The sequence below is a fragment of the Pontibacter beigongshangensis genome, from assembly GCF_014332515.1.
GTDB classification, from domain to species: Bacteria; Bacteroidota; Bacteroidia; order Cytophagales; family Hymenobacteraceae; genus Pontibacter; species Pontibacter beigongshangensis.
On record NZ_VFSD01000002.1, the window covers coordinates 354,334 to 379,410 of the forward strand.

The following is a 25,077-nucleotide window of genomic DNA, read 5'->3' on the forward strand; positions in this document are numbered from 1 at the left end:
AGATGATACGAATAGGATACCAGGCATCGCATGAGCAGTTTAAGCCCAGCGCCTTACTCAACTATGTAAAAATGGCCGAGCAGGCGGGCTTCAAGGCCTGCAACTCCTCCGACCACTTTCACCCGTGGAGCCACGACCAGGGCGAGAGCGGTTTTGCCTGGTCGTGGCTGGGAGCTGCCATGCAGGCCACCTCCCTCGATTTTGGCATTGTAAATGCGCCCGGGCAGCGCTACCATCCCGCTATTATCGCGCAGGCCGCCGCTACCCTGGCCGAAATGTTCCCGGGTAGATTCTGGGTGGCGCTCGGTACGGGCCAGAATCTGAACGAGCACATTACAGGCGCGGTCTGGCCCGTAAAACAGGACCGCAACACCCGCCTTAAAGAGTGCGTGGACATTATCCGGGCCTTATGGGCTGGCGAAACCGTAACGCACCACGGCCTGGTAACGGTAGAAGATGCCACCCTGTTCACCAGGCCCGACACGCCACCGCCGATCATTGGTGCCGCCATTACAGAGCCAACTGCCAAGTGGGTCGGAGGCTGGGCCGATGGCCTGATAACGACGGCACGCCCGCCGAAAGAACTGAAAAAGATGGTAAACGCCTTTCAGGAAGGCGGTGGCGAGGGCAAGCCCATGTTCCTGAAGGTAGAGGTGTCTTTTGCAGAAACTGAAGCTAAAGCATTAGAAGGTGCCTACGAGCAGTGGCGCTCCAATATTTTTACCAGCAACGTGCTCACAGAGCTTCGCACTGCCAAACAGCTGCAGGAGGCAGCCCAATTTGTTCCCAAAGAGATCATGAAAAAGCACGTGCTTATCTCTACGGAGCCGCAGCAATATGCCGAGTGGCTGCAGCAATACATAGACCTTGGCTTTACGACCCTGGTGCTGCACAACGTGAACCTGGAGCAGGAGCGGTTTATCGAGGTGTTTGCAGACAAGGTGCTGCCGCAGATACAGAAATAGAACCTATCGGGCCAAGACCTGAGAAAAGCCGAAAAGCTCTCCGGAGGGCCGTTTTGATTAGAATAATTCGGTTGCTGATTGTTAATTGTTGGTTGCTGATGGTTTAAGGGCTACATGGCTGATTTGGAAATGCATGGTGCACCTTACGTTATCTCTTAACCAGTCTAATCAAAGGTGTTTTGCCCTGAGTCGTACTACGTGATACGAACATCGTGATATGTGAATCCTGATACCTGTGTCCTGCGTCTTGTGTCCTGAAAAAGCCTCCGAAAGGCCATTTCCATTAGAATAATTGCTTTTGCCCAAACAGTAAAAACAAACCTTACACCCTGATTACAAAATAAGACATGATAGAAAAAGACTTCTGGTATAAAAACGCGGTGATGTATACCTTGGATGTAGAAACCTTCCAGGACTCCAACAACGATGGCATCGGCGATTTCAGGGGCCTGATCAGCCGGATGGATTACCTGGCGACCTTAGGCATTAACTGCATTTGGCTGCTGCCTTTTTACCCCTCTCCCAACCGCGACAACGGCTACGACATAATGGATTATTATAGCGTAGACAGCCGCCTGGGCAACCTGGGCGATTTTGCCAGCTTCATACAGGCAGCACGCGAGCGGGGCATTAGGGTAATCATAGACCTGGTCATTAACCACACGTCTAACCAGCACCCCTGGTTCTTGGAAGCCCGAAAAGACAAAAACTCCCCTTACCGCGACTACTACACCTGGAGCAAAGAAAAACCCGAAAACCCGGAGTACGAGCCCGCCTTTAAAGGCGAAGATAACAGCATCTGGGAGTACGACGAAGTGGCTAAAGAATACTTTCTGCACCGCTTTTACAACCACCAGCCCGACCTGAACCTGGCCAACCCTGCCGTTCGTAAAGAAATTCACCAGATCATGGGCTTCTGGCTGGCGCTCGGGGTTTCAGGTTTCCGTGTAGATGCGGCCCATATCCTGGTCGAGAACGACGACCCGAAGGACCAGGGCGAGTTCCACGACCTGATAGAGGACATGCGGGAGTTTATCACCACGCACAGCCGCGATGCCATTCTGCTGGCCGAAGCCTCCGGCCCTCCGGAAGTAGTGGGCAAGTTCTTCAAAGGAAAAGAGCGCATGCACATGATGTTCAATTTCCTGCTCAACCAACACACATTCCTGGCATTAGCTACCGAAGAGGCCGAACCAGTACGGGAAGGTATTGCGATTCTTCCGGAAAAGGACTTTTCATCGGCCTGGCTCAACTTCCTGCGTCACCACGACGAACTGAACCTCGAAGACCTGAAGCCGGACCAGCAAAAAGTCGTGTTCGAGAAGTATGCCCCTAACAAAGACATGCTTATTTTCGGCCGGGGCATCAGGCGCCGGCTGGCCCCCATGCTCAACGGCGACCAGCGCCGCCTGGAGCTGGCCTACAGCCTGCTGTTCAGCTCGCCCGGAACGCCTGTGATTCAGTACGGAGCCGAAATAGGCATGGGCGACGATATTTCGCTGCCCGGCCGCAACAGTGTGCGCACGGCCATGCAATGGTCGCCGGAGCGCAACGGCGGCTTTTCAGAAGCGTCTCCTTCCAAACTGCCGCGCCCGTCCATCAGCCAAAGCGACTACTCCTACAAACGCCTCAATGTTATTCAGCAGCAGTGCCAGCCGGGCTCCCTGCTCAACTGGATGGAGCGCCTGATCCGGCTGCGCCGCCAGTGCCCCGAAATTGGCAACGGGGAGCTCGAGGTGCTCAAGGTAAAGCACAAAGCCGTGCTGGTCTGCGCTTACAGGCTAAATTTTGAGCTGGTTGTGGTGCACAACCTAGGCGGTGAAGCCTGCGAGGTTACCCTGCCGCTGCTGAAGGAAGACCACGAGAGCCTGATCGAAATCTTTAGCGACAGCGCCTACCCCGCCCCAAAGGAAAGCGAGGTGGAGCTGAACCCCTACGGCTACCGTTGGTTCAGAATCCGGAAGAAAGAGGTGCATGAAGAAGCGCAGCAGAAAAAAAAGCAGCAGAAATAACAGAGGTGAGAGCCATGTGTTGAATAGGGTAGCCCTTAGAAACACGTGGCTCTCTTCTAACCGCCTTTTCTGAATCTCATATATAATGCTGAACTTTGCGCCGTAATAATAATTTAGCGCGCAGCCGTATGCGGGAGAAGGTAGTACAGTACGTTTTTTTCTTTTCAGGATTAATTCTCATAGCCTTTGGCAATGCGCTGGCTGTGAAGGTGAAGTTTCTGGGGCTCAACCCCTGGGAGGCCCTGAACGTGGCACTGTTTCAGAAGTTTGGCCTCACCATCGGTGCCTGGAGCACCATTATAGGCTTGCTGCTGCTGGTAGTGGCCCTTTTCGTGAAACGCACCTACGTCAACATCGGTACTGTCCTGAATGCCCTGCTGCTTGGCCCGATGCTGGACGTGTTCCTTTGGCTCGATTACCTCCCGGATGCCACCCATACGCCCCTCGATTATGTAATACTGGCCTTTGCTATTTTACTGGCTGGCCTGGGTGGTGGCTTGTATGTATCTGGCGGGGTAGGGGCAGGCCCCAGAGACGGCTTTATGCTGATAATAGCGGAAAATACGAAGCTCTCGGTAAGCCGTGCCCGTGTGGCGGTAGAACTGGTAGTGCTTGCGATCAGCTATTTTCTGGGTGGACCTGTATTTATCGTTACATTTTTCTACACGCTGCTCCAAAGCCCGATTTTCCAGGTAAGCCTTAAATTTTTCGGCAGGCTACGGATGTCGCTTACAGAGAAATGGCAGGTGCAGGAGGCGAATTGATGGATAATGATCTTGCTCGTTTACAGGCCATCTTATACTCTGTCGGGAATTGCACCTGTGCCTAAATTGCTGTAGTCAATTTTTATGAAAACTGGTTGGTAACGTATCAGGAGATTCATAAAACATTATGTGTTAAAATAATTCCTGAGTCAGAAAACATACCATTAGCCAGCCTGTTTCTATCTGTTCAGAAATTATCACACCTTCACCAACACCTCTTCTTTTTCGCCGGTGTGCGGATCTACTGTAAATAGCTGGTGGCTGTTGGTGCTGGTCACCCAGAGCTTCCCGGCCAGGTAGAGGATGTCGTTCGGTTCAGAAAAGCCATTGGCCAGGGTGCTTACGCGTTTTTGCTTCAGGTCGAGTACCTTTACCTTGCCATTGTAGGTGTCGGCAATGTAAATGTTGTGGTCTACTGCCTCCACGCCTACACAATGCTGGAGCAAGGCCTCTTCTGCGGGTCCGTCTACATCACCGAAATCAAAAAGTCCCCAGCCAACCAGTGTCAGCACCAGGCCCGATTTCAGGTTCAGGGTGCGGATGGCGCTGGCCTCGGCATCGGCAATGTACAGCACGTCGCCTTGTAGGGCCAGGCCACTGGGCTGGTTAAAGGCTGCCTCCAGCAAGTGTCCATCCGTAAGTGCTTCGCGGCCGCTTCCGGCAAAGCGGTATGCCTTGTTAGTGCCAGTATCCAGGCGCAGAATCTGGTGGTTACCGGCGTTGGCTATGTAGAGGTCGTTGCCCATCAGGATAAGGTCCCAGGGGCTGTTGGGGTTTACGGGTTTCCCGATTTTGTCGTCTAAGAAATAATACCCTAGCTCGCCAGTGCCTGCCACCGTAGTTACTTGCTTCTGTTGCAGGTCTACCTTCCGGATAACGTTGTTTTTGGAGTCGGCTATGTAGAGCATGTGCCCCTGCAAAGCCAGCCCGTGCGGCTCCCGGAAAGTGGCCTCTGAGAAGTTGCCGTTGGAGAAACCCGCGCTTCCGCTACCGATCACCTCCAGCACCTGCCCCTGTTGGTTTAGCTTCAGCACACGGTTATGGCCGCTGTCGGAAAGGTAAAGGTTGCCTTCTTCGTCGCTGATGAGCTTAGATGGAAAAGACAGAACTGACTCCTGCCTTTGTTCCCTGTAGAAACCAATGGGCTCAAAATTCAGAACTTCTGCAAACTCCTCCTTCAGCCCCTGAATATAAGGCCGCACTTTGTCATACACCCCCTCGCCCGCATGCTGGCCAATAACCTTTCCGTTTGGGTCTATGAGCACCACCGTAGGCCAGGCCCGGATGCCATACTGGTTCCAGAGATAATAGTCGGCGTCGTTTACCACCGGGTGCTCCACGCCAAACTTGAGGATGGCTTGCCGAATGGCTTCGTCCTTTTTTTCGGCATCGAATTTAGCGGAATGCACCCCGATCACCACCAGTACGTCGGCAAATTCCTGCTCCAGCCGCTGCAGGTCCGGTACTATGTGCTGGCAGTTTATGCAGCCGAATGTCCAGAAATCGAGCAGCACAATTTTGCCTCTCAGGCCTTTAACAGACCAGCTCCGGTCGGTGTTGAGCCAGCCGAAATGCGTGTGTAGTTCTGGTGCGTTTACGCGTCCGGTGAGCATAAGCGGTGCAGCTTTTATGTTGAAATAAAGGAGCCATTCTTTTCGGGTAGAGCAACCCAGGCTACCCTAGCCAACTACGGGCGCTCTTCAGTTTGCCCAAATCCTGCAGCCGCCTACAGAATATTATTGATCTGCTCTTTTATCTTCTCCAGTTCTTCTTTCATTTCCACCACGTATCGCTGGATAACGGCGTCGTTGGCTTTAGAACCGATGGTGTTGATTTCGCGGCCGATCTCCTGCGAGATAAAGCCCAGCTTTTTGCCGGTTGGCTCCGGCAGGTACACCGTTTCGGTAAAATAATGCAGGTGGTTGATCAGGCGCACTTTTTCTTCGGCAATATCCAGCTTTTCCATAAAGTAGATCATCTCCTGCTCAAAGCGGTTCTGATCGAACGACTCCGAGGATGATATCTCGGAAAGATGGCTTTTGATGCGGCTTCGGATATGCTCCATCCGCACCGGGTCGCGCTTCTCTATTTCGGCCAGCAGAATCCGGATACGGTCTATATACGAAACAATCTCGGTGGTGAGCGCCTTGCCTTCATCGGCCCGGAAGGCCTGTATGCTCTCCAGAGCCTCCTGCAGCAAAGGCTGCACGGTTTCCCAAAAGGTTTCTACGCTTTCGTTTTCGCTCTGCTCCTGCTGCAGCACATCGGGCATCTGCAAGGCCAGCCGGAAAAGGTCCTGCTTCTGGCCGCCTACTAGGTTGGCTGCTTCTTCGAGTTGCTGATAATATGCCTGCAACAATTCCTTATTGATGGAGCTTTGTGCTTTCTGGGCCTTGTTGGTGGTATAGTCGATGCAGATACTCACTTTGCCACGCACCAGCGACTTGGTGAGCAGGTTCCGGATTTCGTACTCCCGCTCGGCCAGAAAGCGCGGCAGGCGCACACTCAGATCCATGGTTTTAGAGTTTAAAGAACGTATTTCTACAGAGATGGTGTATTGGTCAGCATCGAGACGGGAACTGCCAAAGCCTGTCATGGAGTGCAACATAAGCTATTATTTTAAAATGATATTGGCCAAATTAGCTATAAATATTCAATTTTACGCAGCAGCGGCCACAAAAGCCACTTTACCAAAGTTATGGCAAACGCCTGCCCCGCTCCCGTGAATCTGCAGGCGGCGCTTTTTGCTGTTTTACAGGCGTACTGTTTTTATTACGGGTATTAATTTTTAATTTTGCACCTCCAAAATGAAAACCGACGTTCCACATACCCCGGTGACTCCACCCTGATTTTTTGATCAGTCAATCCTTTCTCTTTCTTCGGTGCAACCAGGTGCAGGTGCTGTGGCCACCCCGTATGTTGCTGGGTGCTGCCTGAAACAACTGTTGGGAACATGTGCCAACCATGCCTGGCGGAGCAGGAGTACCTCCGAAGGTCCCTTTTTATTTAAATAATTTGATTTTAGCCGGCATACATGCTCTCTGCTGCTGCCGAGCTATTTTGCCGGTTTTTGTAATATTCTTCAACTTAACATATGAAGCCATTTTTACACCTGTTCGACTTCAGCAACAAAGTCGATTATAAAATTGAGGTATTGGCTGGCCTTACAGTGGCCATGACCATGATTCCGGAGTCGCTGTCGTTTGCCATTTTAGCGGGCTTTCCGCCTTTAGCAGGCCTGTATGCGGCCTTTATCATGGGTTTGGTTACGGCGGTGCTGGGTGGCAGGCCAGGCATGGTATCGGGTGGGGCTGGTGCAACCGCCGTGGTGCTCATTGCCCTGATGCAGTCGCATGGGCTGGAGTATGTGTTTGCCGCAGTGGCCCTGGCCGGCATTTTACAGATTCTGGTGGGCCTGTTCAAGCTGGGCAAGTTTATCCGGCTGGTGCCGCAGCCTGTTATGTTCGGTTTCGTGAACGGTTTGGCCGTTATCATTTTTATGTCGCAGATCGAGCAGTTCAAAACTGTGGTAAACGGAGAGAGTACCTGGCTTACGGGCAGCGCCTTATACATTATGGCCGGACTGGTGGCCCTTACTATCGCCATTATCATATTGCTGCCTAAAATTACGCAGGCTGTGCCGCCATCTCTGGTTGCCATTGTGGTAGTGTTCGGCATTGTGTTCGGCTTCGGCATAGACACCAAAGTAGTAAAAGACATTGCCTCGGTGAGCGGCGGCCTACCGCCATTCCATATGCCGGACGTGCCGTTTAGCCTGGAGATGCTGCAGGTAATATTCCCTTATGCCCTGATTATGGCCGGTGTGGGCCTTACAGAAAGTTTGCTTACGATAAACCTGGTCGATGAAATTACCGGTACCCGTGGCAATGGCAACAGAGAGTGCGTGGCCCAGGGCAGCGCCAACCTGCTGAACGGCTTCTTCTTTGGCATGGGCGGCTGCGCCATGATTGCCCAAACCCTGGTAAACCTATCGGCAGGTGCCAGGGCACGATTGGCAGCTATTGTGGCTGCTTTCACCATTCTTATCATTATTCTGATAGGAGCCCCGGTAATTGAACAGGTACCTATGGCTGCCTTAGTAGGCGTTATGATTATGGTGGCCATCGGGACGTTTGAGTGGATCAGCTTTAAGATTATAAACAAAATGCCCCGGCACGATGTGTTTGTAGGCATACTGGTGGCCGTAATTACGGTTTGGCTGCACAACCTGGCGCTGGCCGTGCTCATAGGGGTTATTATTGCGGCCCTGGTGTTTGCCTGGGAAAGCGCCAAGCGCATCAGGGCCCGGAAATATACCGATGCCAGCGGCGTGAAGCATTACGAAATGTACGGCCCTTTGTTCTTCGGTTCGGTTGCCACGTTTACCGAGAAGTTTGATGTGCAGAACGATCCGGAAGAAGTCATTATCGATTTTAAGGAAAGCCGGGTGGCCGACATGTCGGGCATAGAGGCGCTGAACAAGCTGACGGAGCGTTACCACAAAGCAGGCAAAAAACTGCAACTCAAGCACCTGAGCCCCGATTGCCTGGTGCTGCTCAAAAATGCCGATGCAGTAATTGCCGTGAATATCCTGGAAGATCCCACCTACCATGTGGCCTCAGACAAGATGGAGTAGTGCTTCGCCAAATTAAAAATTATGGCAGATATGTTCTCTGGCAGATTTTTAAATATTGAACCTCTTTAAAAATAGAATTGGAGGAGTGACAGGCTTTTTAGTTAAGAATTAAGAGGAGCAGCACCAGAAGCAAAAAGGCTATTGGTGCTGCTTTTTTTTTTTGTCCGAATCAGAATTTAAAGATGAGCAGAATAAGCAGCCCGTAAGGCAGAAAATGTTCCCTCTTCAAATTAGCACATCAGCCCATTAATTAAATTATTCTTATGAAAATGCCCCTCCGGAGCGTTCCGCAACTGCTACACTACAGCCATCCATTTCTAATTTTGAATTTCTAATTTTTAATTCTTCAGAAGGTACCTGTTCAGGCGCAGCTCTTTCTTTTCTCTGATGCCTTGCGCTACCGCTTCTGCATTTACTCTAGCTCCTGCCTCTATGGTATGGGTGTGGTCTTTGGTGTTGAAGTAGGTGCTTCTTACTTTTGCCTCGCCTTCTCTTTCGTAGCGATCTGCAATAATCCTGTTCAGGTCTATGAACGTGACGCCCTCCTGGGCGGCCGCTTCGGCGCCCCACTTGCCGTAGCTGTCGGCGTTGCGGTTGGCCCTGCCGTCGGCCCACTGGTTGCGGGGTACCGGCGACAGCACGACCGGTATGGCTCCTTTGGCTTTGGTGTCTTTTATAAACTCGCGGAGGTACCAGCCATACGAGTGCACCACTTCGTGCTTTTTGGTGATCAGGTTCTCGATTTCCTCGGTGTCGTCGGAGTTGTTTTTAAGGGTGCCACGGGCGCGGAGGGTATCGTTTACGGGGCTGCTGTCGTTGTGCCCGAACTGCATGAGCACATAATCGCCGGGCTGTAGCCTGGCCAGCACCTTGTCCCAGTGCCCGTAGGTACGGAAGGTGCGGCTACTGGTACCGCCCAGCGCATGGTTCTCTATCGACACTTTGGTGGTATCGAAGTGGGCATCTAAAAAGTTGCCCCAGCCCCACAGGCCGCCATCGCCTTTGCCTTTTCCGTTCTTAACAGTAGAGTCACCAATCAGAAAGACGGTGGGTTTTGCCTGGTCATTCTTTCTCACTACCGCACAAGAGGCGCCTGCCAGCAATATGCTCAGGAGTAATAAATAGGCTCGTGCTGATTTTCTGAAGAGTAGTATTGATTTCATTGTATTGGTTAAGAGTTACATTTATGAGTGAAGAGCAGCAGCATCAGGAACAGTCGGGCGTCAGGAGGGCTGTTTTCATTAGATTAATTTTAGAGCATTCTGCACATTCCTGCATTCTGTAAATTCTGATTCAGATGATAAAGTATTCTAACCCATTTGTGCGGTAGCAAATAGCTTCTTATTTCTACTTGCACCACCTCCTTTCTGCCATCCCACTTGGAATTTTTAGGCAAAAGCCATAAGCAACGGCTACAGGCAAAGAAGTCTAAGTTAGCATAATCTCTGGTAGAGCTGTGACAGCTGCGGGATGATATTTCATTGCCCGTGTCTTTGTTCTTTTTGTCTTGATACAAAAAGAACCAAAAAAATCAAGACGATTTTGAACTCGCTGAACGCTCAAACAAAAAATCGTCAGTCGGTGCACTTGGCAACCTTATCTGCCTTGTCGCTACCTGCCGCAATACCTTTCTTTAGGGTAACTACCGCATTGAGGAATTATTCTAATCGTTTGCCCCTCCGGAGGGTTCTGCTGCTCCTGATGCTGCTCCCTCCATTTCTAATTTTGAATTTTTAATTTCTAATTCTTCAAAAAGTACTTGTTCAGCCCCAGTTTCCTGTGCTGCTTTATACCTTCCGCAACAGAAGCTGCGTTTATGCGGGCACCTGCTACATCGGTGTGTGTATGGTCTTTAGGAAAATATTTCTTCACCTGGTCCGGCCCCCAGGCATCGTACTTGTCGGCAGTGATCTGGTTGAGGTCTATAAAATAGGCTCCTTCCTGCTCGGCTATTTCTCTGGCCCATTTTCCGAAGGTGTCGGTGGCGCGGATCACTTTGCCGTCTTTCCACTGGTTGCGGGGAATCATGGAGGCGATGATGGGAGTTGCCCCTTTGGCTTTGGCATCGTGCACGAACTTGCGGAGGTACCAGCCATAGGTGTGCACGGTTTCGAGCTGGCCGTCTTTCCAGGTAAGTTCTTTTGTTTCGTCGCCAATGCCTCGTAGCACGCCTCTGTAACCTGCCCGCGTAGTGTCTGGCTCGCTGCCTTCGTTGTGGCCAAACTGCATGATCACGTAATCGCCTGGCTTGAGCGTGGAAAGCACTTTGTTCCAGCGGCCTTCTTTAATGAAGGTGCGGGTGCTGCGGCCGGCCATGGCCTGGTTGCTTACGGCCAGCTTGGTACTGTCGAAATGCGCTGCGATATAAGACCCCCAGCCGCCTGCTCCTTCGCCAGTGTTGCGCACGGTAGAGTCGCCTATTATATAGAGCGTTGGTTTCTCGGTTGATTTGTTGCCGGTTCCTACGGCACAGGCTGCACATACCAGAACCAGCGAAAGAAAAGCGTAAAAAGAGTTTTTCTGATTAATCATACCATGCTTATTTGAGTAAAACAACAGCAAACTTACGGCTTAACGGCCACGCTTACTGTGCCGGCGGTTAGGCCATCGGCAGTGGCTGTTATGGTCATTTTGCCTCCTGGCTTACTGGCTTTGATAATAGCCACACTTTTGCCCCGGTAGGCTCTGCGCTCCGATGCCTGGTATGGTTCATGGCTCAGGATGTTGCCATTATCCACGGCTGTTATTACGCCCGGGCCTGAGATATCGAACTTCACCATTTTATCGGCATTGGGGCATACCACGCCATTGGCATCTACCACGGTGGCGGTGATAAAGGTAACATCGTCCCAGTTGTGGCTGATGGTTGGTTTGGTGGCGCTCAGCACAAGGTGGGCAGGAGCCCCGGCCGAGGTAAACGATTCCGAGGCCGCTTCTTTTCCTTTGTTTCTGCCTACTGCTTTAATGGTGCCTTCCTCAAAGGTCACATCCCATTCGCAGGGCGAATCGTTGGCTGGCTTGGGTTTGGTGCCCAGCGATTTGCCGTTCAGAAACAGTTCCACCTCCTCGCAGTTGCTGTATACCTGCACCCTGGCGTTGTCGTAGGTGTCGAAATCGATGGGAGTCCAGTCGGCTACCCAGTCACCGGCTCCGGCATTGTCTGATTTGCGCACGATGTGCACCACCGGCTCCTCCGACCACCAGCTGTGCCGCTGCAGCCCCTGCTGCTTCCAGTTGCCTACACGGTCGAAGAGGCCCGAATTATTGGTTGTTTCCGGCCAATTGGCCTCGCCCAGGTAATCGAAACCGGTCCATAGAAACTGGCCAGCCATATAAGGTTTGTCGCGGAGCACCAGCCACTGCTCCAGCACGTGCGCATTTTCTGTTCCGAGCACTTTCCAGTGGGGGTTGGCTTCGTGCGCCGCCACCAGCTCCGCCTCGCGGTAGTTCTGGCCTACCACATCCATCATTTCTGCGAACCCGTTGGTGTACACTTTGGAGCTGTTTGGCCTGAAAAGGCCCATGGTAACCGGCCGTGTAGGGTCCAGGCGGTGCAGGAGGTCCTGCTGGTCTTTGTATTTCTTAAAGCCTTCGGGGCTGTCGAGGTTATCGCGGATTTCGTTGCCCACGCTGTAAATAACCACAGACGGATGGTTACGGTCGCGAAGAGCCAGGTCGCGGGTGTCTTTTTCCCACCACTCCGTAAAGTGCAGGTTGTAGCCTTTCTCCCCGTGGTTTTTGGCGGCCGTCCAGGTATCAAATGTTTCGTTCATCACCAGAAATCCCAAGCGGTCGCAAAGGTCCAGAAACTCGGGTGCGAAAGGGTTATGCCCTACCCGGATGCCGTTTACGCCTGCTTCTTTTAATAACTTAAACCGCTGCTCCCATACGCCCAGGGGCACCGCCGCCCCCACAGCGCCACCATCGTGGTGCAGGCAAACGCCTTTTATTTTCAGGTTCTCGCCGTTCAGCCAGAACCCGGTAGCGGCTTCGAACCGGGCCTCTCGTATACCGAAGGTTGTTATCTGCTCGTCTACCACCGTTTTCCCGGATTTTACGCGGGTAAGGGCCTGGTATACATTTGGCTGCTCCACCCCCCAAAGCTTCGGATTGCTGAGCTCGAGCTGCTGCTCTACATCGATTATTTTGCCGGCCGGTGCTGTTTGTTTTGTCTCGGTTTTTTGCACCTCTTTGCCAGATGGGTCCAAGATGGTGGTTTCGAGGCTATACTCCCCGCTGGCAGCAGACTGGTTGTTTACTTGCGCCTTCAGGTTAACGGAAGCTTTCTGGGCAGTGGCGACGGGCGTAGTTACAAAAACACTCCATTTAACCAGGTGCACCGGATTTACCGACACCAACCGCACATGGCGGTATAGGCCCGCTCCTGTGTAGTAGCGCGAGGCGGGTTGTATGCTGTTATCGGCCCGCACGGCAATTACGTTTGTTTTGCCTTTGCCGAAGTTAAGGTGTTTGGTGAGTTCATAGCCAAAGCTGATGTAGCCAAAAGGCCGTTTGCCCAGGTGCACACCATTTATCCAGACATCGCTGTTGGCCATAACGCCATCAAACTCTATAAAATGCAGCTTCCTGGCATCTGCATCGGTTAGGGTAAAGGCTTTGCGGTACCAGCCTATGCCGGCCGGCAGGTACCCTCCGCCACGCCCGGTGGGGTTGTTGCGGTCGTAGGGTCCTTCTATGCTCCAGTCGTGCGGCACGTCCAATTTCCGCCAGCCGGCATCGTCGAAGGCTACTTTTTCGGCTCCGGCGGCGTCTGCTTTCAGAAATTTCCAGTCTTTATCGAACGAGGTTATTTTCCGGGCGTCGGCCTGCGCCAAAACCGTACTATGTGTTCCCGCCCAGCAGATAAAGCCCAACAGGAAGAGGTATACCAAAGGAGCGATTTTCATCATGCTATTTATTTAAAGTGATTTTGTTTCTGTACAATTATTCGAGTGCCTAACATATTTCGGGGGAGCATTATATATGAATGTAAAAAACTTATGCCGCAAGTTTAGCGAAGCGTAAATGTGATTTAGTATGATGGCAAGTTTTCAACTTGCGCAAACCACCATTTCGCAAGTTGAAAACTTGCCTCATTTTTCCCACTAGTTACGGCTGCGCCTAAACTAGCGGTATGGAGAGATACATTAATAAATTCATTCCACTTTTATTCTATGCGCTCCAATTATTCCAATGAAAATGCCCCTCCGGAGGCTCCGCTGCCCCTGCTGCTTCCTAAAAAGGACACAAGACGCAGGACATAAGACTTTCTAAGTGAATGGTTGCTCGTTGTTTAGGCCTGCTCAGAAGATTCATCTCCAAATCTTCACATCTCCAAATTTTCAAATTTAAGAATTAGCACATCAGCACATTAATTTCTTCGGTTTCAACCCAGGATGCTGTTAATGGCCTCCAGTTCTTCGCTGCTGAAGTTGGTATTCTCCAGCGCCTTTAAGGAGTCGGTGATCTGCTCGGGTTTGCTGGCGCCGATCAGGACAGAGGTAATGCGCGGATCTTTGAGGATCCAGGCAAGGGCCATGTGGGCCAGCTTTTGCCCCCGCTGCTGCGCTATGTCGTTTAGTCTGGTTATGGTTTCGAGTTTTTCGGGAGTCAGGTGGCTCTCTTTCAGGAAAACGCCGCTCGTGGCTACCCTCGAATCGGTGGGAATGCCCTTCAGGTACTTATCAGTGAGGAGGCCCTGGGCAAGCGGCGAAAACGGAATGCAACCCACGCCTTTGTTAGCGAGCAGGTCCAGCAGATCTTCTTCCACCCATCTTTCGAACATGGAATATTTGGGCTGGTGGATCAGGCAGGGGGTACCTAGCCGGTTCAGGATTTCGATCGCGCTGGCCGCCTCTGCTGGTTTATAATTAGAGATGCCCACATACAGCGCCTTGCCCTGCCGCACCATCAGGTCGAGGGCCGTCATGGTTTCTTCGAGGGGCGTATCGGGGTCCGGGCGGTGGTGGTAGAAGATATCCACGTAGTCCAGCCTCATTCTTTTCAGGCTTTGGTCGAGGCTGGAGATAAGGTATTTCTTGGAGCCCCAGTCGCCGTAGGGTCCCTCCCACATGGTATAGCCGGCTTTGGACGAGATGATCATTTCGTCGCGGTAGCCCCTGAAGTCGAGGTGCAGTATTCTGCCAAAGTTCTCTTCGGCCGAGCCTGGTGGCGGGCCGTAGTTGTTAGCCAGGTCGAAATGCGTGATGCCGCTGTCGAAGGCGGTTTTGATCAGGTCGCGGCTGTTCTCAAAATTATTGACATACCCGAAGTTATGCCATAAGCCCAGCGACATGGCCGGCAGCAGCAGGCCGCTGTTGCCGCAGCGCCGGTACTGCATGGCCTGGTACCGGGTTTCGGATGGTTTATGTGCCATAGTTCTTCAAATAATTAGTAGGCAGCCAATTTACAAGCCTGCAGCGATATTACCACACATGCCTGCCAGTTTCCTGATTCCGCAGCGCAGGCCTATGCAATAGGCCTATGCAATCGATTACGCAAACTCAGGCCCTATACTTTCGCTGCTCTTAAAGACGATTCTCTGATAACCGGAACAGGGTTGAGCACTACTTTGGCAGGCTGGTAACTGGCATCGTCGTTATCGATGATATTCAAAATCATTTTAAAGGATTCCTGCCCCATCAGGATGGTTTGCTGGTCTATGGTAGAGAGGCCCGGGGTAATGTGCTCGCTGAACAAATCGTTGCAAAAGCCGAATACGCCCATGTCTTTCGGCATGCGTATACCCCGCTCCTTCAGTTTTTTAATAACGCCAAGCGCCGCAAAATCTTCTACGGCAAAAATGGCATCCGGCGGAGCGGGCAAAGCCAGGAAGTTCTCTGCGGCACACTTACCGGCTTCTATGCTGATATCTCCTGCAAACACCAGCGCCGGGTCGTATTTGATGCCGTTTGCCTGCAGGGCGCCCATGTATCCTTTCAGGCGGTCGTAAAAAGCTTTGATGTGCTGCGGCCCCGACACATGGGCAATGCGCTTATAGCCCTGTTCTATAAGATGTTCGGTGGCCAGGAAACCGCCCTGGTAATCGTCTACGGTTACGGAAGGGATATCCAGGTCGTTGTTTACTCGGTCGAACAGCACCACCGGTATGCCGTTGCGCTTGGCATGTAAAAAATGGGAGCAATCTACCGTGTCTTTTGAGATGGAAGCCAGAATACCGTCTACGCGGGCACTGATAAACGCCTTTATACCTTTAATCTCGTACTCATGCGACTCGTTTGACTGGTAAATAATGACATCGTAGCCATTGCTGTTGGCGATGTTGGTAATACCGTGTACTACCGAGCCGAAAAAAGCAGGCTCAGCCGTAGGAATGAGCACCCCGATCACATGCGTTTTGCCTGACCTCAGCGACGAAGCTATTTTGTTCCGGTTATAATCGAGCCGAATGGCTGTCTCCTCCACCATTCTCTTTGTCTTATCGCTTATTTCCGGGTGGTTGTTCAAAGCTCTGGACACCGTGGCAGGCGTAAGGTTCAGGTCAAGGGCGATATCCTGTAAAGTGATTCTACGCTTCATTTCTTCTTGCCGTAATTTATTCAAATGTAGGTATCTGTTCAGGAAAACCTAACCTGCCATATCATGCCTGTCATTTTCAAATTAAAAGGGTTATAGCGGCATCTATGTATAAGGCCATCTGCTTTTGCAGCAGAACACTTTTGGTCAGCGACACCACGTATCGGAATTTGTTCACCCTTTATACCAATAATAAAATGTCGTGCTACGTGTGTCGTTTTTCTTCAGGTGATGCCATGTATGGTTCCGGTAAGGTAAGTCGCAGGCTATAGCACCAATAACCTATCTATGTCTTTGTTTCATCAGGCAGGCGACACCAGGTCTTGCTATGATTTGGAAGAGCCCGCTTTTTATTGATTATGCTTAAAATTTACCGGCAGTATTAACTAACATTTGTTTATTTAGCAAAAACACTATATCTATGTAATCGATTACGACAAGCTTGCAACCAACTGATTTCTAATATAAAGAAGGTTTTTACTGGTGAATTTACCAGGTTTTACTGGCACTTAGCTTCCAACTCCACAGGCTACCAAATGGAACTTCCGGCCTTTGTAGCCGGCAAGAGGTAACTCAAGAGATTTTTCATTGTAAAACTGCATTTTATGGAACTCCTGGACCGCATCGACACCACATCTTCTATGCCTGTATATATGCAGGTGGCCAATGCCATTGTTACCGATATCGAGTCTGGTACATTAAGGCGCGACCGGCAGCTGCCTTCTATCAACGAGCTGAGCGAGAGCTATTACCTGTCCAGAGATACAGTAGAAAAGGCGTATCAGGTGCTGCGCAAGCGCGGCGTAATCGTTTCTGTTAAGTGCAAGGGCTGCTATGTAAGCGAATCGTTTACTCCTGGCAAGTTGCGCGTGCTGCTGCTTTTCAACAAACTGAGCACCTACAAAAAGAACATTTACTACGCTATTCTCGATTCGTTTGGCGAGGATGCCGAAACAGACCTCCAAATTCATCACCTAGACGGCAAAATATGTGAGAGCCTGCTGCAGGAAAGCCTGGGCAAATACCACTATTATGCCATTATGCCTCATTTCGACAAAAACATGGAGCAGGCCAGGCAGGCCATCAGTAAAATACCGCACGAGCAGCTGCTTTTCCTGGACAAGAATTTTGAGGGCTACGAAGGAAAATGCGCAGCTGTTTTTCAGGATTTCGAACGTGACATCCGCCATGCCCTCCACCTGGGCAAGGACCTGCTGGGCAAGTACAGCAGGATGGTGATGGTGTACCCCGACGATGTGCCCTACCCGCTGGAGATCGTGAAAGGCTTCCGCCATTTCTGCCGCGAAATATCGTTTGAGCACAAAGTGGTTGGCAACGGCAGCCGAGAGGAACTTGCCGGCACTGTTTTCGTGACCCTGAACGAACTGGACCTGGTAGATATAATCGAGCGGAGCAGAGCAGAAGGATTGGTAGCCGGCAAAGACTTCGGCATTATTTCTTATAACGACACGCCGCTCATGGAAGTGCTCGAAAATGGCATTACGGTTGTCTCTACCGATCATGAGAAAATGGGGCAGACAGCAGCCTACATGATGAAAAACAAACTGAAAGACAGTATCAAAAACCCGTTTACGCTCATCAGGCGCAATTCGCTTTAAGGGCAAGAAGCGGCAGAGAGCTCCTGAGGGGCCATTTCATTAGAATAATTTGGTTGCTGGTCGTTAATTGCTAATTGTTTGTTGCTGATTGTTGAATGGTTGAATGGTTGATTTGGAGATGTGGAGATGTGGAGATTTGACAATGAATTACCAGAGCAAGCTCAGAAAACTCTTAACTTTTTAAAAGGTCTTGTGCCCTGAGTCGTGCTACCTGATACGAGTATCGTGATACGTGATGCCAGTGTCTTGTGTCCTAAAAAGCCTCCGGAGGGGCGTTTTGATTTGAATAATTGCTGTGTTGGGTTATCCTATTCTCCTGCTAAGGCACCACTTCATTTACCGCATCGATCATGGCCAGTACTTCTCCCGGATGCTGCCCTACTTTGTCAGCACGCTGCTTGCCCAGGCGCACAATCACAATCTCTTTCTCCGGCATTACAATAATATACTGCCCCAGTATGCCACGGGCATAAAAGATCTCCTGCCCTTTATAATCAGGTATCAGCCACCATTGGTAGCCGTAATAATCTACTTTCTGATTATCGGTGGCGGCGGGTAGCCAGTGGGGGCTAAGGGAGGTTCTAACAAAAGCCGGATCCACGATGGTATCGCCGTGCCACACGCCGTTGTTTAAATACAGTTTTCCTAAGCGGGCAAAGTCGCGGGCATTGGAGAAGAAACAGCAGTAGGCTTTCTCTATGCCCTCTTCATGGTCAACGCTCCATTCGGCATCGTGGGCGGCTCCTATCCGGTGCCAGAGCTTCTCTTCGGCGTAGGCGCTTATGGTTTTGCCTGTAGCGGCCTCCAGCACAAATGCCAGTAGCTGCGTATCGCCGCTCTTGTAGCTGAACTGCTGCCCCGGTGGCTCCACGGCCTCCAAGCGCCCGACTACTTTTTTAAGGTCGGTGCCATAGTATGCCTCCGTCGTAATCGATAACGGGCTGCTATACGACTCCTCCCAGTTCAGGCCTGAGCTCATCCAGAGCAGGTGCTTCAGCCGGATCTTTGCCTTGTCGCCCTCGCGGAAGGCTGGCAAAAAATCACTAACCGGCTGCTCTACACTCTTAATTTTTCCTTCCTTAATAGCCACCCCCACCAACAGACTGATGATACTTTTGGCTACCGAAAAAGAGTTGCTCAGCGACTTGTCGGAGTAGCCTTGCCAGTATTGCTCGTGCAGAATGGAGTCGTGCCTCACCACCAGAAAAGCCACCGACTCCAGCTCCTGGTGCAGTTGCTGCAGCGAGGCGGGCATAGTTAACTTGTTGTAGTGTGCGGCCAGTGGCCAGGGCTGTGCATGCGAGGGAGCCGCAATGGTGCGCTGCTCAAATATGAGATGATCGTCGATATCGGCAAAGTTATAGCGCAGGGCACGGTACACATAATTCCTGTCGGTGAGGTGAAGCCACAAAGCCAGCCCTCCCAGCAGCAGCACCATAAAAAGCAGGATGTAGGTTGCTTTTCGGCCCATACGGGATTAGAAGTCGTAACCGAGTGTTACATAAAACTTAGGGCCATTTCGGGTAAAATCGTCTTCGCTCCAGGCTACATCCAGTTTGCCATACACCCCAAACAAGGCAGAGCGCGCGCCAAAGCCATAACCTACCAAAAAGGGACTTCTGTAGTTGATCACCGTGACCTCAAAAGGATCGGAGCCGCCGCCAACGGTGCGGGTGTTAATGGAGTTGTTGCCGGTAAACGGGTTGCTGCCGCTATAGGCAGATCCGGCATCGGCAAAGGCAGTCAGCTGCAGGTTCCGGAAAAAGCCCGAAGGGATCTGCCCATCGTACAGGTACTGCACAATTGGGATGCGCAGTTCGGCGTTGCCGATCACGTATTTATCGCCGGTGCGGGTATTAAAGTTGAAGCCGCGCAAAGGTGTTACATACTGCAGGTAAAATAAATCGGCAGGGGCACCAATAGGCACCGAGTTACGTTCGCTTTCTTCGTCTTCGGAGGCAAACAGCCAGTTATCCATGCCACCTATCAGGAAGCTTTTCGGGGCATTGCCAAAGAAGGCGCCGTAGCTCAGGCGCGTGGCCAGCACGATCTGCTTGTGCAGCTTCTGGTAGTGGCGTATGTCTACGTAGAATTTATTGAAGCTGGCCGCGTTGTCGTTTATGCTTTTCAGACTCAGCAGCCCGGCTTTCATGCGGGTACCCTGCAGCATGTTAACCCCGGTGGCAATAGAGTTGTCGTACACCAGTTCAATATTGCCTCCTCCAAAGTGGTTCACACTGTCGGGCGCGGTAAACTCATTTACATAGGTAAAGCGGGTGTTTACGTACTGTGGCCGTATGTGCAGACTGGTGCTATAGGTGAGCGGATAAATAAACTGAGGGGCAAATTCATGCTTGGCAAAGCGCAGCACCGTGCCGGATGCCTCCCGATCCTGGGCCACAATAATATCGCGACTGAACCGGGCTCCGTAGTCGTAGCGGTTTTTCAGGTTCGTGTATTCAGCAAAAAAGCGGCTGGTCTGGAAGTCCGTTTTCAGGAAAGCGCTGCCTCTGATATGGTGGTCTTCAAAAAGGTCGCTCATGTTGATGCCTGCCACAATACCAAAGCCCAGCAGCGGATCGGCATATACCGAGGTCACAATTTCGTGCACACTAAAGCGCAGGTCATAGGGAGTTGGGCCGGTGAGTTGCAAACCTTGCGGGGCACCTGGCCTTTTTACAACGGTGGTGCTTTCGGCCTTTCTGGCAGTTGCTGCCTTGTCGCTTTCAAACTGATAGTTCTCGATGTTGACCTCCCCTTCCGGCCGCTTTGGTTTAGCCACCTGTGAGCTGGCATCGAGTAGTTTCTGATTAGCGACTGCTGCGGCCGCGGCCGCATTGCGGGCACGGGTCTCCAGTATAATCTGGCGGGCAGTTTTAGGAAGCTCAGCTAAAGCAGGCGCCGTGTAGGCAGGGAACAGGTACACAAAATCGCGGGCGCCGCTGCTTGCCGTAAAGGCCAGCGTATTGTTCCTGCTCTGGTAATCGTACTCTTTCACATCCTGCAGGAAACCGGTGAGCGGGGTGGTTGCCCCTGTGGCGATATTGTAGAGGTAAAGGCTTCTGACACCACTTTGCTCCCCTAAATAAACCAGGTTACCGTCTTCGGTTGTTTTTGGCATCAGCTCACTGGAGATGGACCTGGTCAGCTGTTTCAGCTCCACCTCTCTGCCAGAACGCTGCAGCAGGAAAATGTCGTAATTATTGACCATGCCCGTAAACGTCGGCGCTTCGTTTGTGCCAGTGGTATCTTGCCAGCGGTTCGAGCTAAAGGCAATATCGTTGCTGCCTTTCATAAAAACGGGCTGAATATCATCAAAAAGGTCGTTGGTGAGCTGCTGTTGCAGCCGCCCGGTGGCACTGAGCAGGTAAATATCTGATTGACCGTTTTTCACAGCGCTCACCACCAGGCTCTTGCCATCTGGTGAGTAGCTCATATCGCGCACCTGCGAGAACTGCGAGAGCACGGCAAAGGGGGTGGTCAGGGCATCGTATAGGGGCAGGCGCGATAGCCGCCTGCGGGCATCTATCTGCCGCAAAGCCATCTCGCCTCTGCGGGCCTCTACAAATCCCAATTGGGTATTGGAGCGCCAGGCCAGCACCGGCAGTTTGTAGTCTATCTTCTGTTCCAGGGTTTTGTACCCGCTGGTCCAGACTATGCGGTTGCGCCCGCTCTTTACTTCCTGCACATAAATCTTAAACTTGCCGTTGTCGTTCTCCGCGTACGCCAGCATGCTGCCATCCGGGTTCAGCACAGGCTGCGTGTACACCAGGTCCTTCTTATTTTTCTGGAACAGCTTTTTATCGTCGGGCAAAGAGGCCAGCGGATTATCCTGGCGGGTGTTTACCTGCAGGTAATACCGGTTCCAGTCCTGCAAAAACCGCTTGTACGGTATATTCAGGCTGCTGGTAATGCCGATCTCCACATCGCGGGTAATACGGGTCAGGTTCAGAATGTTCTGGATGGCCGTGTACCCATAGCGTTCCGCAATATAATTCCAGATGGCATGTCCTGTCTGGTTCTGGTTATGCTTCAGCAGCATCTCCGGCTTCTGGTTGGGGTTCTGCAGGATCATGTCGCGCACGTAATTGTCCATCTCAACGCTCCATCCTTCGGCCGTGTAAGCCGCTACCCCACTTATAAACCAATCGGGTAGGCGCAGCAGGTAGCTGCTCTGCAGGGCTTCTTTCAGGCTGCCGCCATACATCATGTCGCTGAGGAGCAGTTCTGTGAGCTGATAGCTCATGCTCCTTTTAAACTCCGTCTGCGTACCCTCAAAGGCCACCTCTATCTTGTTCTTCAGGAAAAGCGTTTCGCCGCCTGTCTGGAACTGGTCGCTGTTAAGCCCGATATTGCTCTGGCGCAGATCCGTGGCAGAGTTGTAGAGGATAAACGTGATTTTGGAGTAAGGGTAATAGCCGATCAGGCTCGTAACCCGCTTCAGTTCCTTTTCGGCATACTCGGCGGCATTCCGGGCTATCTGGTCTCCTCCCTGGTAAAAGTAAAGATTGAAATTTGGTGTGCTGTATACCTTCCAGTCGAAATGTTTGTATTGGATACGGCTTTTGCCAAAATTATCGCGACCGGGCTGTGCCTGCACCACGCCGCTCACAAGCGAGCAAAGCACTATCAGCCACAAGAATCTTGTATAGAATCGCATGTGCTTCTGTTTCTCCTTATTGTTTTATGTAATCGTAATATAACGAAAAATATCTTGAAATATTGACTTCCGGAAGCACATCCGCTTCTCCTGCCAATGCTGCTGCAAAACGCTCCGCCAGGTAAGGGGCCATTAGCACGCCTTTAGATCCCATGCCATTAAACACCAGCAGTTGCGGGTGCTGCGGGTGGCTGCCCACGAGTGGTCGCCGGTCCCGCACGGCAGGCCTGATACCTGCCCAATGGTTAGTGACGTTAAAAGCATGCGATGTGATTTGTGTAAAGCGCCCGGTCAGCTCCTGCTGCCCTTCGTGCGTAGGTAGTTCGTCGGGTTGGCGCCAGTTGTAGGTTGCCCCTATCCTGAAGGCACCGTCCCCTTTCGGAAGAACGTAAACTGCTTTATTATAGATACATTCCGATATAAATTTATAATCAGTCTTAACTTCCAGCACCTCGCCCTTGGTGGGCTGCAGCGGCAGCCACCTGAAATAAGGGTTGTGGATAACCTGATACCCTTCGCAAAAGATGAGTTGCCGCGCCTGCTCCCCTTTATACCTCAGCCCCGTCTCTGTCAGTTCCAAATGGCTGAAATCGAATCGCTCCGGCAGCAGCTGACCCGCCTGCAACTGTTCCTGCTCCAGCAACTGCAGCACCTCGCGCACCAGCAGGTGCCCTCCCCGCCTGATCAGGATGCCCCCATAGGGATCCTGGATACCCGGCTCCCCGGCACTGGCCACCAGTGTTTCGCTGATGTAGTCGCTCCAGTCGCTGCCGGCACTTTTGGCCATCCAGTTGTTTTGCTCCTCTATGCTTGAGAAAATCTTGTAGATCGGCTTGTGCAGATAAAGCTCCTGCCCGAAATGCTCCTCCAGCTCTTTATAGAAGGCGTCGGCGGCAGGAATAAACGTATCTGCCATCCAGGACTTGGCAAAACGCTTGCCGGCCACCGGGTTCACAAGCCCTGCCGCCACCTTAGAGGCCGAATGTTCGGCCAGTTCATCAATTACCAGCACCTGATACCCTTTCTTACGTAAGGTATAAGCTAAAATGGCCCCGGCCAGCCCGTGACCCACTATTATAAAATCGTAAATCATGCAGGCAATGTACAACAAGTACAGCTGAAATTTGTAACTTGAGACCCTATTTTGTACATGCGCTGCTCTTAAAAAACAAATAAACCCATGAAGGTTACCTGCCTTACATTTAATCCTTTTCAGGAAAACACCTACTTACTTCACGACGACACAAAGGAATGCATTGTGATTGACCCGGGCTGCTACGAGAAGCAGGAGCAGCAGGAGCTGAAGCAATACATTGCGGAGCATGGCCTGAAGGTGGTGCGACTGCTGAACACCCATTGCCACATAGACCACGTGCTGGGCAACAAGTTCGTGGCCGACACCTATGGCGTGGAGCTGGAAATACATGAAACAGACCTGCAGACGCTGCGCTCCGTGCCTGTGTATGCCCCTTCTTATGGCTTCCCGATGTATGCAGAGCAGGCTCCCGGGGCCTTTCTGAAAGAAGGCGAACCGGTTACGTTTGGGAACACAGAGCTTCAGGTTTTTTTTACGCCAGGTCATGCACCGGGGCACGTGGTTTTTTACAGCGAAAAAGACAAAGCCTGCATCGGGGGCGATGTACTGTTCCGCAGCAGCATTGGTCGCACCGATCTGCCAGGCGGGGACTTCGACACGCTTATCCGCAGCATCCACACCAAAATGTTTACCTTACCCGACGATGTAACTGTTTACCCCGGGCATGGTCCTGAAACCACCATTGGCTTTGAGAAAAAACATAATCCTTTTCTGAACTAGGCACTTTAGGTAAGCCTTGCCGCATGAAGCCGAATTATTTGAATAAAAAAGGCCCTCCAGAGGCAAAAACAGGGTGCAAGGCACAGGACCTCAGACACGAGATTCTGAGGGATGCACACGCTCCTCCTGCTTCTTCCAGACACTTGCAGGAGCTGCGCACGCTGCAAAGTCTTCCGATTATTTTTGCTCATCCATGCAACAATCAGCAACTAGCAACCAAATTCTTCTAATGAAAAAGGCCTTCCAGAAACGGTAAAGCTTCATTTTGCCACTACCCTAACCAGATTGCCACAAACCCTGCATGAAAAAACATCTTCCTAATGCCATCACCTGCCTGAATCTTCTCTCAGGTTGTGTTGCCCTTTACTTTGCCTTTAACCAGCAACTGAACTACGCTGCCTATATGGTAGGCATTGCGGCTATGCTCGATTTTATGGATGGCCTGCTGGCGCGGGCACTGAAAGCCTACTCCGAAATCGGAAAGCAGCTCGACTCGCTGGCTGACATGGTATCGTTTGGGGTGGTGCCAGGCACTATTTTATTTGGTCTGCTAACCAGGGCAGATGCTACACCTACCGGAGTTCCTGAAGACGTGTTACCTTTCTTCGGTTTCATCATTACTATATTTTCGGCGCTGAGGCTGGCTAAGTTCAACATCGACACGCGCCAGGCAGAATCTTTTATTGGCGTGCCCACACCAGCCTGCTCTATTTTTATTGCGTCCCTTCCGCTGCTGCTGGAAGCCTCCCCTGCACTTTATGAGGACATCATCCTGAACCCATTTTTCCTGCTGGCCATCACCTTTATATTTTCTTACCTGCTCATAGCTGAATTACCGCTGTTTGCGCTAAAATTCAGGAACTACACCTGGAAAGACAATGCTACCCGGTTTATATTCCTGATTCTGTCCGTCATCTTACTGGCTCTGATAAAATTTGCAGCCATACCGCTAATTATCGTGCTTTATATACTTTTGTCAGTTATCAAAAGTGTATCAACTAAATAAATTGTATTGCCTATTATAGGCCACGCACTCAGAGGTTAGACTCGGAGCGCCATGGCCCAAACA

At 51.4% G+C, this 25,077-nt stretch carries 17 protein-coding genes; 7 read left to right on the forward strand and 10 right to left on the reverse strand.

Annotation, left to right across the window (positions count from 1 at the left end; translation table 11 throughout):
- Positions 1-2 precede the first annotated feature (2 nt).
- The 3 genes from FJM74_RS03580 (at position 3) to FJM74_RS03590 (ending at position 3,741) form a co-directional block, all read left to right on the forward strand.
- Positions 3-965 carry a TIGR03885 family FMN-dependent LLM class oxidoreductase gene (locus FJM74_RS03580; protein WP_187261174.1) on the forward strand — a complete coding sequence of 321 codons (963 nt, stop codon included), beginning with the start codon at positions 3-5 and terminating at the stop codon, positions 963-965.
- 347 nt (positions 966-1,312) lie between these two features.
- A complete protein-coding gene (locus FJM74_RS03585; RefSeq protein WP_187261175.1) occupies positions 1,313-2,977 on the forward strand; it encodes an alpha-amylase family protein in 1,665 nt (554 codons plus the stop codon).
- A 128-nt stretch (positions 2,978-3,105) separates the two neighbouring features.
- Positions 3,106-3,741, forward strand: a complete 636-nt coding sequence (locus FJM74_RS03590) for a YczE/YyaS/YitT family protein (RefSeq protein ID WP_187261176.1) — start codon at positions 3,106-3,108, stop codon at positions 3,739-3,741.
- A gap of 197 nt (positions 3,742-3,938) precedes the next feature.
- Here FJM74_RS03590 and FJM74_RS03595 read toward each other — a convergent pair whose 3' ends face one another.
- Both FJM74_RS03595 and FJM74_RS03600 read right to left on the reverse strand, forming a co-directional pair.
- Positions 3,939-5,354, reverse strand: coding sequence for a thioredoxin-like domain-containing protein (locus FJM74_RS03595; RefSeq protein WP_187261177.1), 1,416 nt, complete (start codon positions 5,352-5,354; stop codon positions 3,939-3,941).
- Positions 5,355-5,467: 113 nt separating this feature from the next.
- A complete protein-coding gene (locus FJM74_RS03600; protein ID WP_187261178.1) occupies positions 5,468-6,349 on the reverse strand; it encodes a YicC/YloC family endoribonuclease in 882 nt (293 codons plus the stop codon).
- Between the two features lie 486 nt (positions 6,350-6,835).
- Between FJM74_RS03600 and FJM74_RS03605 the strand changes: the two genes are divergently transcribed.
- Positions 6,836-8,377 (forward strand): SulP family inorganic anion transporter, encoded by a 1,542-nt coding sequence (locus FJM74_RS03605; protein ID WP_187261179.1) that lies wholly within the window; start codon positions 6,836-6,838, stop codon positions 8,375-8,377.
- A gap of 338 nt (positions 8,378-8,715) precedes the next feature.
- Here the strand turns inward: FJM74_RS03605 and FJM74_RS03610 are convergent, their stop codons facing one another.
- The 5 genes from FJM74_RS03610 to FJM74_RS03630 all read right to left on the reverse strand — a co-directional run bounded on the left by FJM74_RS03610 (position 8,716) and on the right by FJM74_RS03630 (position 15,916).
- Positions 8,716-9,540, reverse strand: coding sequence for a rhamnogalacturonan acetylesterase (locus FJM74_RS03610; protein ID WP_187261180.1), 825 nt, complete (start codon positions 9,538-9,540; stop codon positions 8,716-8,718).
- A gap of 577 nt (positions 9,541-10,117) precedes the next feature.
- Entirely contained in the window at positions 10,118-10,909 is a 792-nt protein-coding gene (locus FJM74_RS03615) for a rhamnogalacturonan acetylesterase (protein WP_187261181.1), read from the reverse strand.
- Positions 10,910-10,941: 32 nt separating this feature from the next.
- Positions 10,942-13,287: a glycoside hydrolase family 2 TIM barrel-domain containing protein gene (locus tag FJM74_RS03620; RefSeq protein WP_241738934.1), complete on the reverse strand. Its 2,346-nt coding sequence runs from the start codon at positions 13,285-13,287 to the stop codon at positions 10,942-10,944.
- 476 nt (positions 13,288-13,763) lie between these two features.
- Positions 13,764-14,753, reverse strand: coding sequence for an L-glyceraldehyde 3-phosphate reductase (mgrA, locus tag FJM74_RS03625; RefSeq protein ID WP_187261182.1), 990 nt, complete (start codon positions 14,751-14,753; stop codon positions 13,764-13,766).
- Between the two features lie 134 nt (positions 14,754-14,887).
- Positions 14,888-15,916, reverse strand: a complete 1,029-nt coding sequence (locus FJM74_RS03630; RefSeq protein WP_187261183.1) for a LacI family DNA-binding transcriptional regulator — start codon at positions 15,914-15,916, stop codon at positions 14,888-14,890.
- 602 nt (positions 15,917-16,518) lie between these two features.
- On the opposite strand from FJM74_RS03630, the gene FJM74_RS03635 reads away from it, so the two are divergent.
- Positions 16,519-17,532, forward strand: a complete 1,014-nt coding sequence (locus tag FJM74_RS03635; protein ID WP_241738935.1) for a GntR family transcriptional regulator — start codon at positions 16,519-16,521, stop codon at positions 17,530-17,532.
- Between the two features lie 319 nt (positions 17,533-17,851).
- Here the strand turns inward: FJM74_RS03635 and FJM74_RS03640 are convergent, their stop codons facing one another.
- Genes FJM74_RS03640 through FJM74_RS03650 form a run of 3 tightly spaced genes read right to left on the reverse strand, consistent with a single transcriptional unit; the run spans position 17,852 to position 23,285 of the window.
- Complete coding sequence (locus FJM74_RS03640; RefSeq protein ID WP_187261184.1) at positions 17,852-19,003, reverse strand: serine hydrolase domain-containing protein; 1,152 nt, start codon at positions 19,001-19,003, stop codon at positions 17,852-17,854.
- Between the two features lie 6 nt (positions 19,004-19,009).
- On the reverse strand, positions 19,010-22,192 hold the full coding sequence (locus FJM74_RS03645; RefSeq protein WP_187261185.1) for a PD40 domain-containing protein: 3,183 nt from the start codon (positions 22,190-22,192) through the stop codon (positions 19,010-19,012).
- 16 nt (positions 22,193-22,208) lie between these two features.
- Positions 22,209-23,285, reverse strand: a complete 1,077-nt coding sequence (locus FJM74_RS03650; RefSeq protein ID WP_187261186.1) for an NAD(P)/FAD-dependent oxidoreductase — start codon at positions 23,283-23,285, stop codon at positions 22,209-22,211.
- Positions 23,286-23,372: 87 nt separating this feature from the next.
- Between FJM74_RS03650 and FJM74_RS03655 the strand changes: the two genes are divergently transcribed.
- Both FJM74_RS03655 and FJM74_RS03665 read left to right on the forward strand, forming a co-directional pair.
- Entirely contained in the window at positions 23,373-24,008 is a 636-nt protein-coding gene (locus FJM74_RS03655; RefSeq protein ID WP_187261187.1) for an MBL fold metallo-hydrolase, read from the forward strand.
- 301 nt (positions 24,009-24,309) lie between these two features.
- A complete protein-coding gene (locus FJM74_RS03665) occupies positions 24,310-25,014 on the forward strand; it encodes a CDP-alcohol phosphatidyltransferase family protein (RefSeq protein ID WP_187261188.1) in 705 nt (234 codons plus the stop codon).
- Positions 25,015-25,077: the final 63 nt, after the last annotated feature.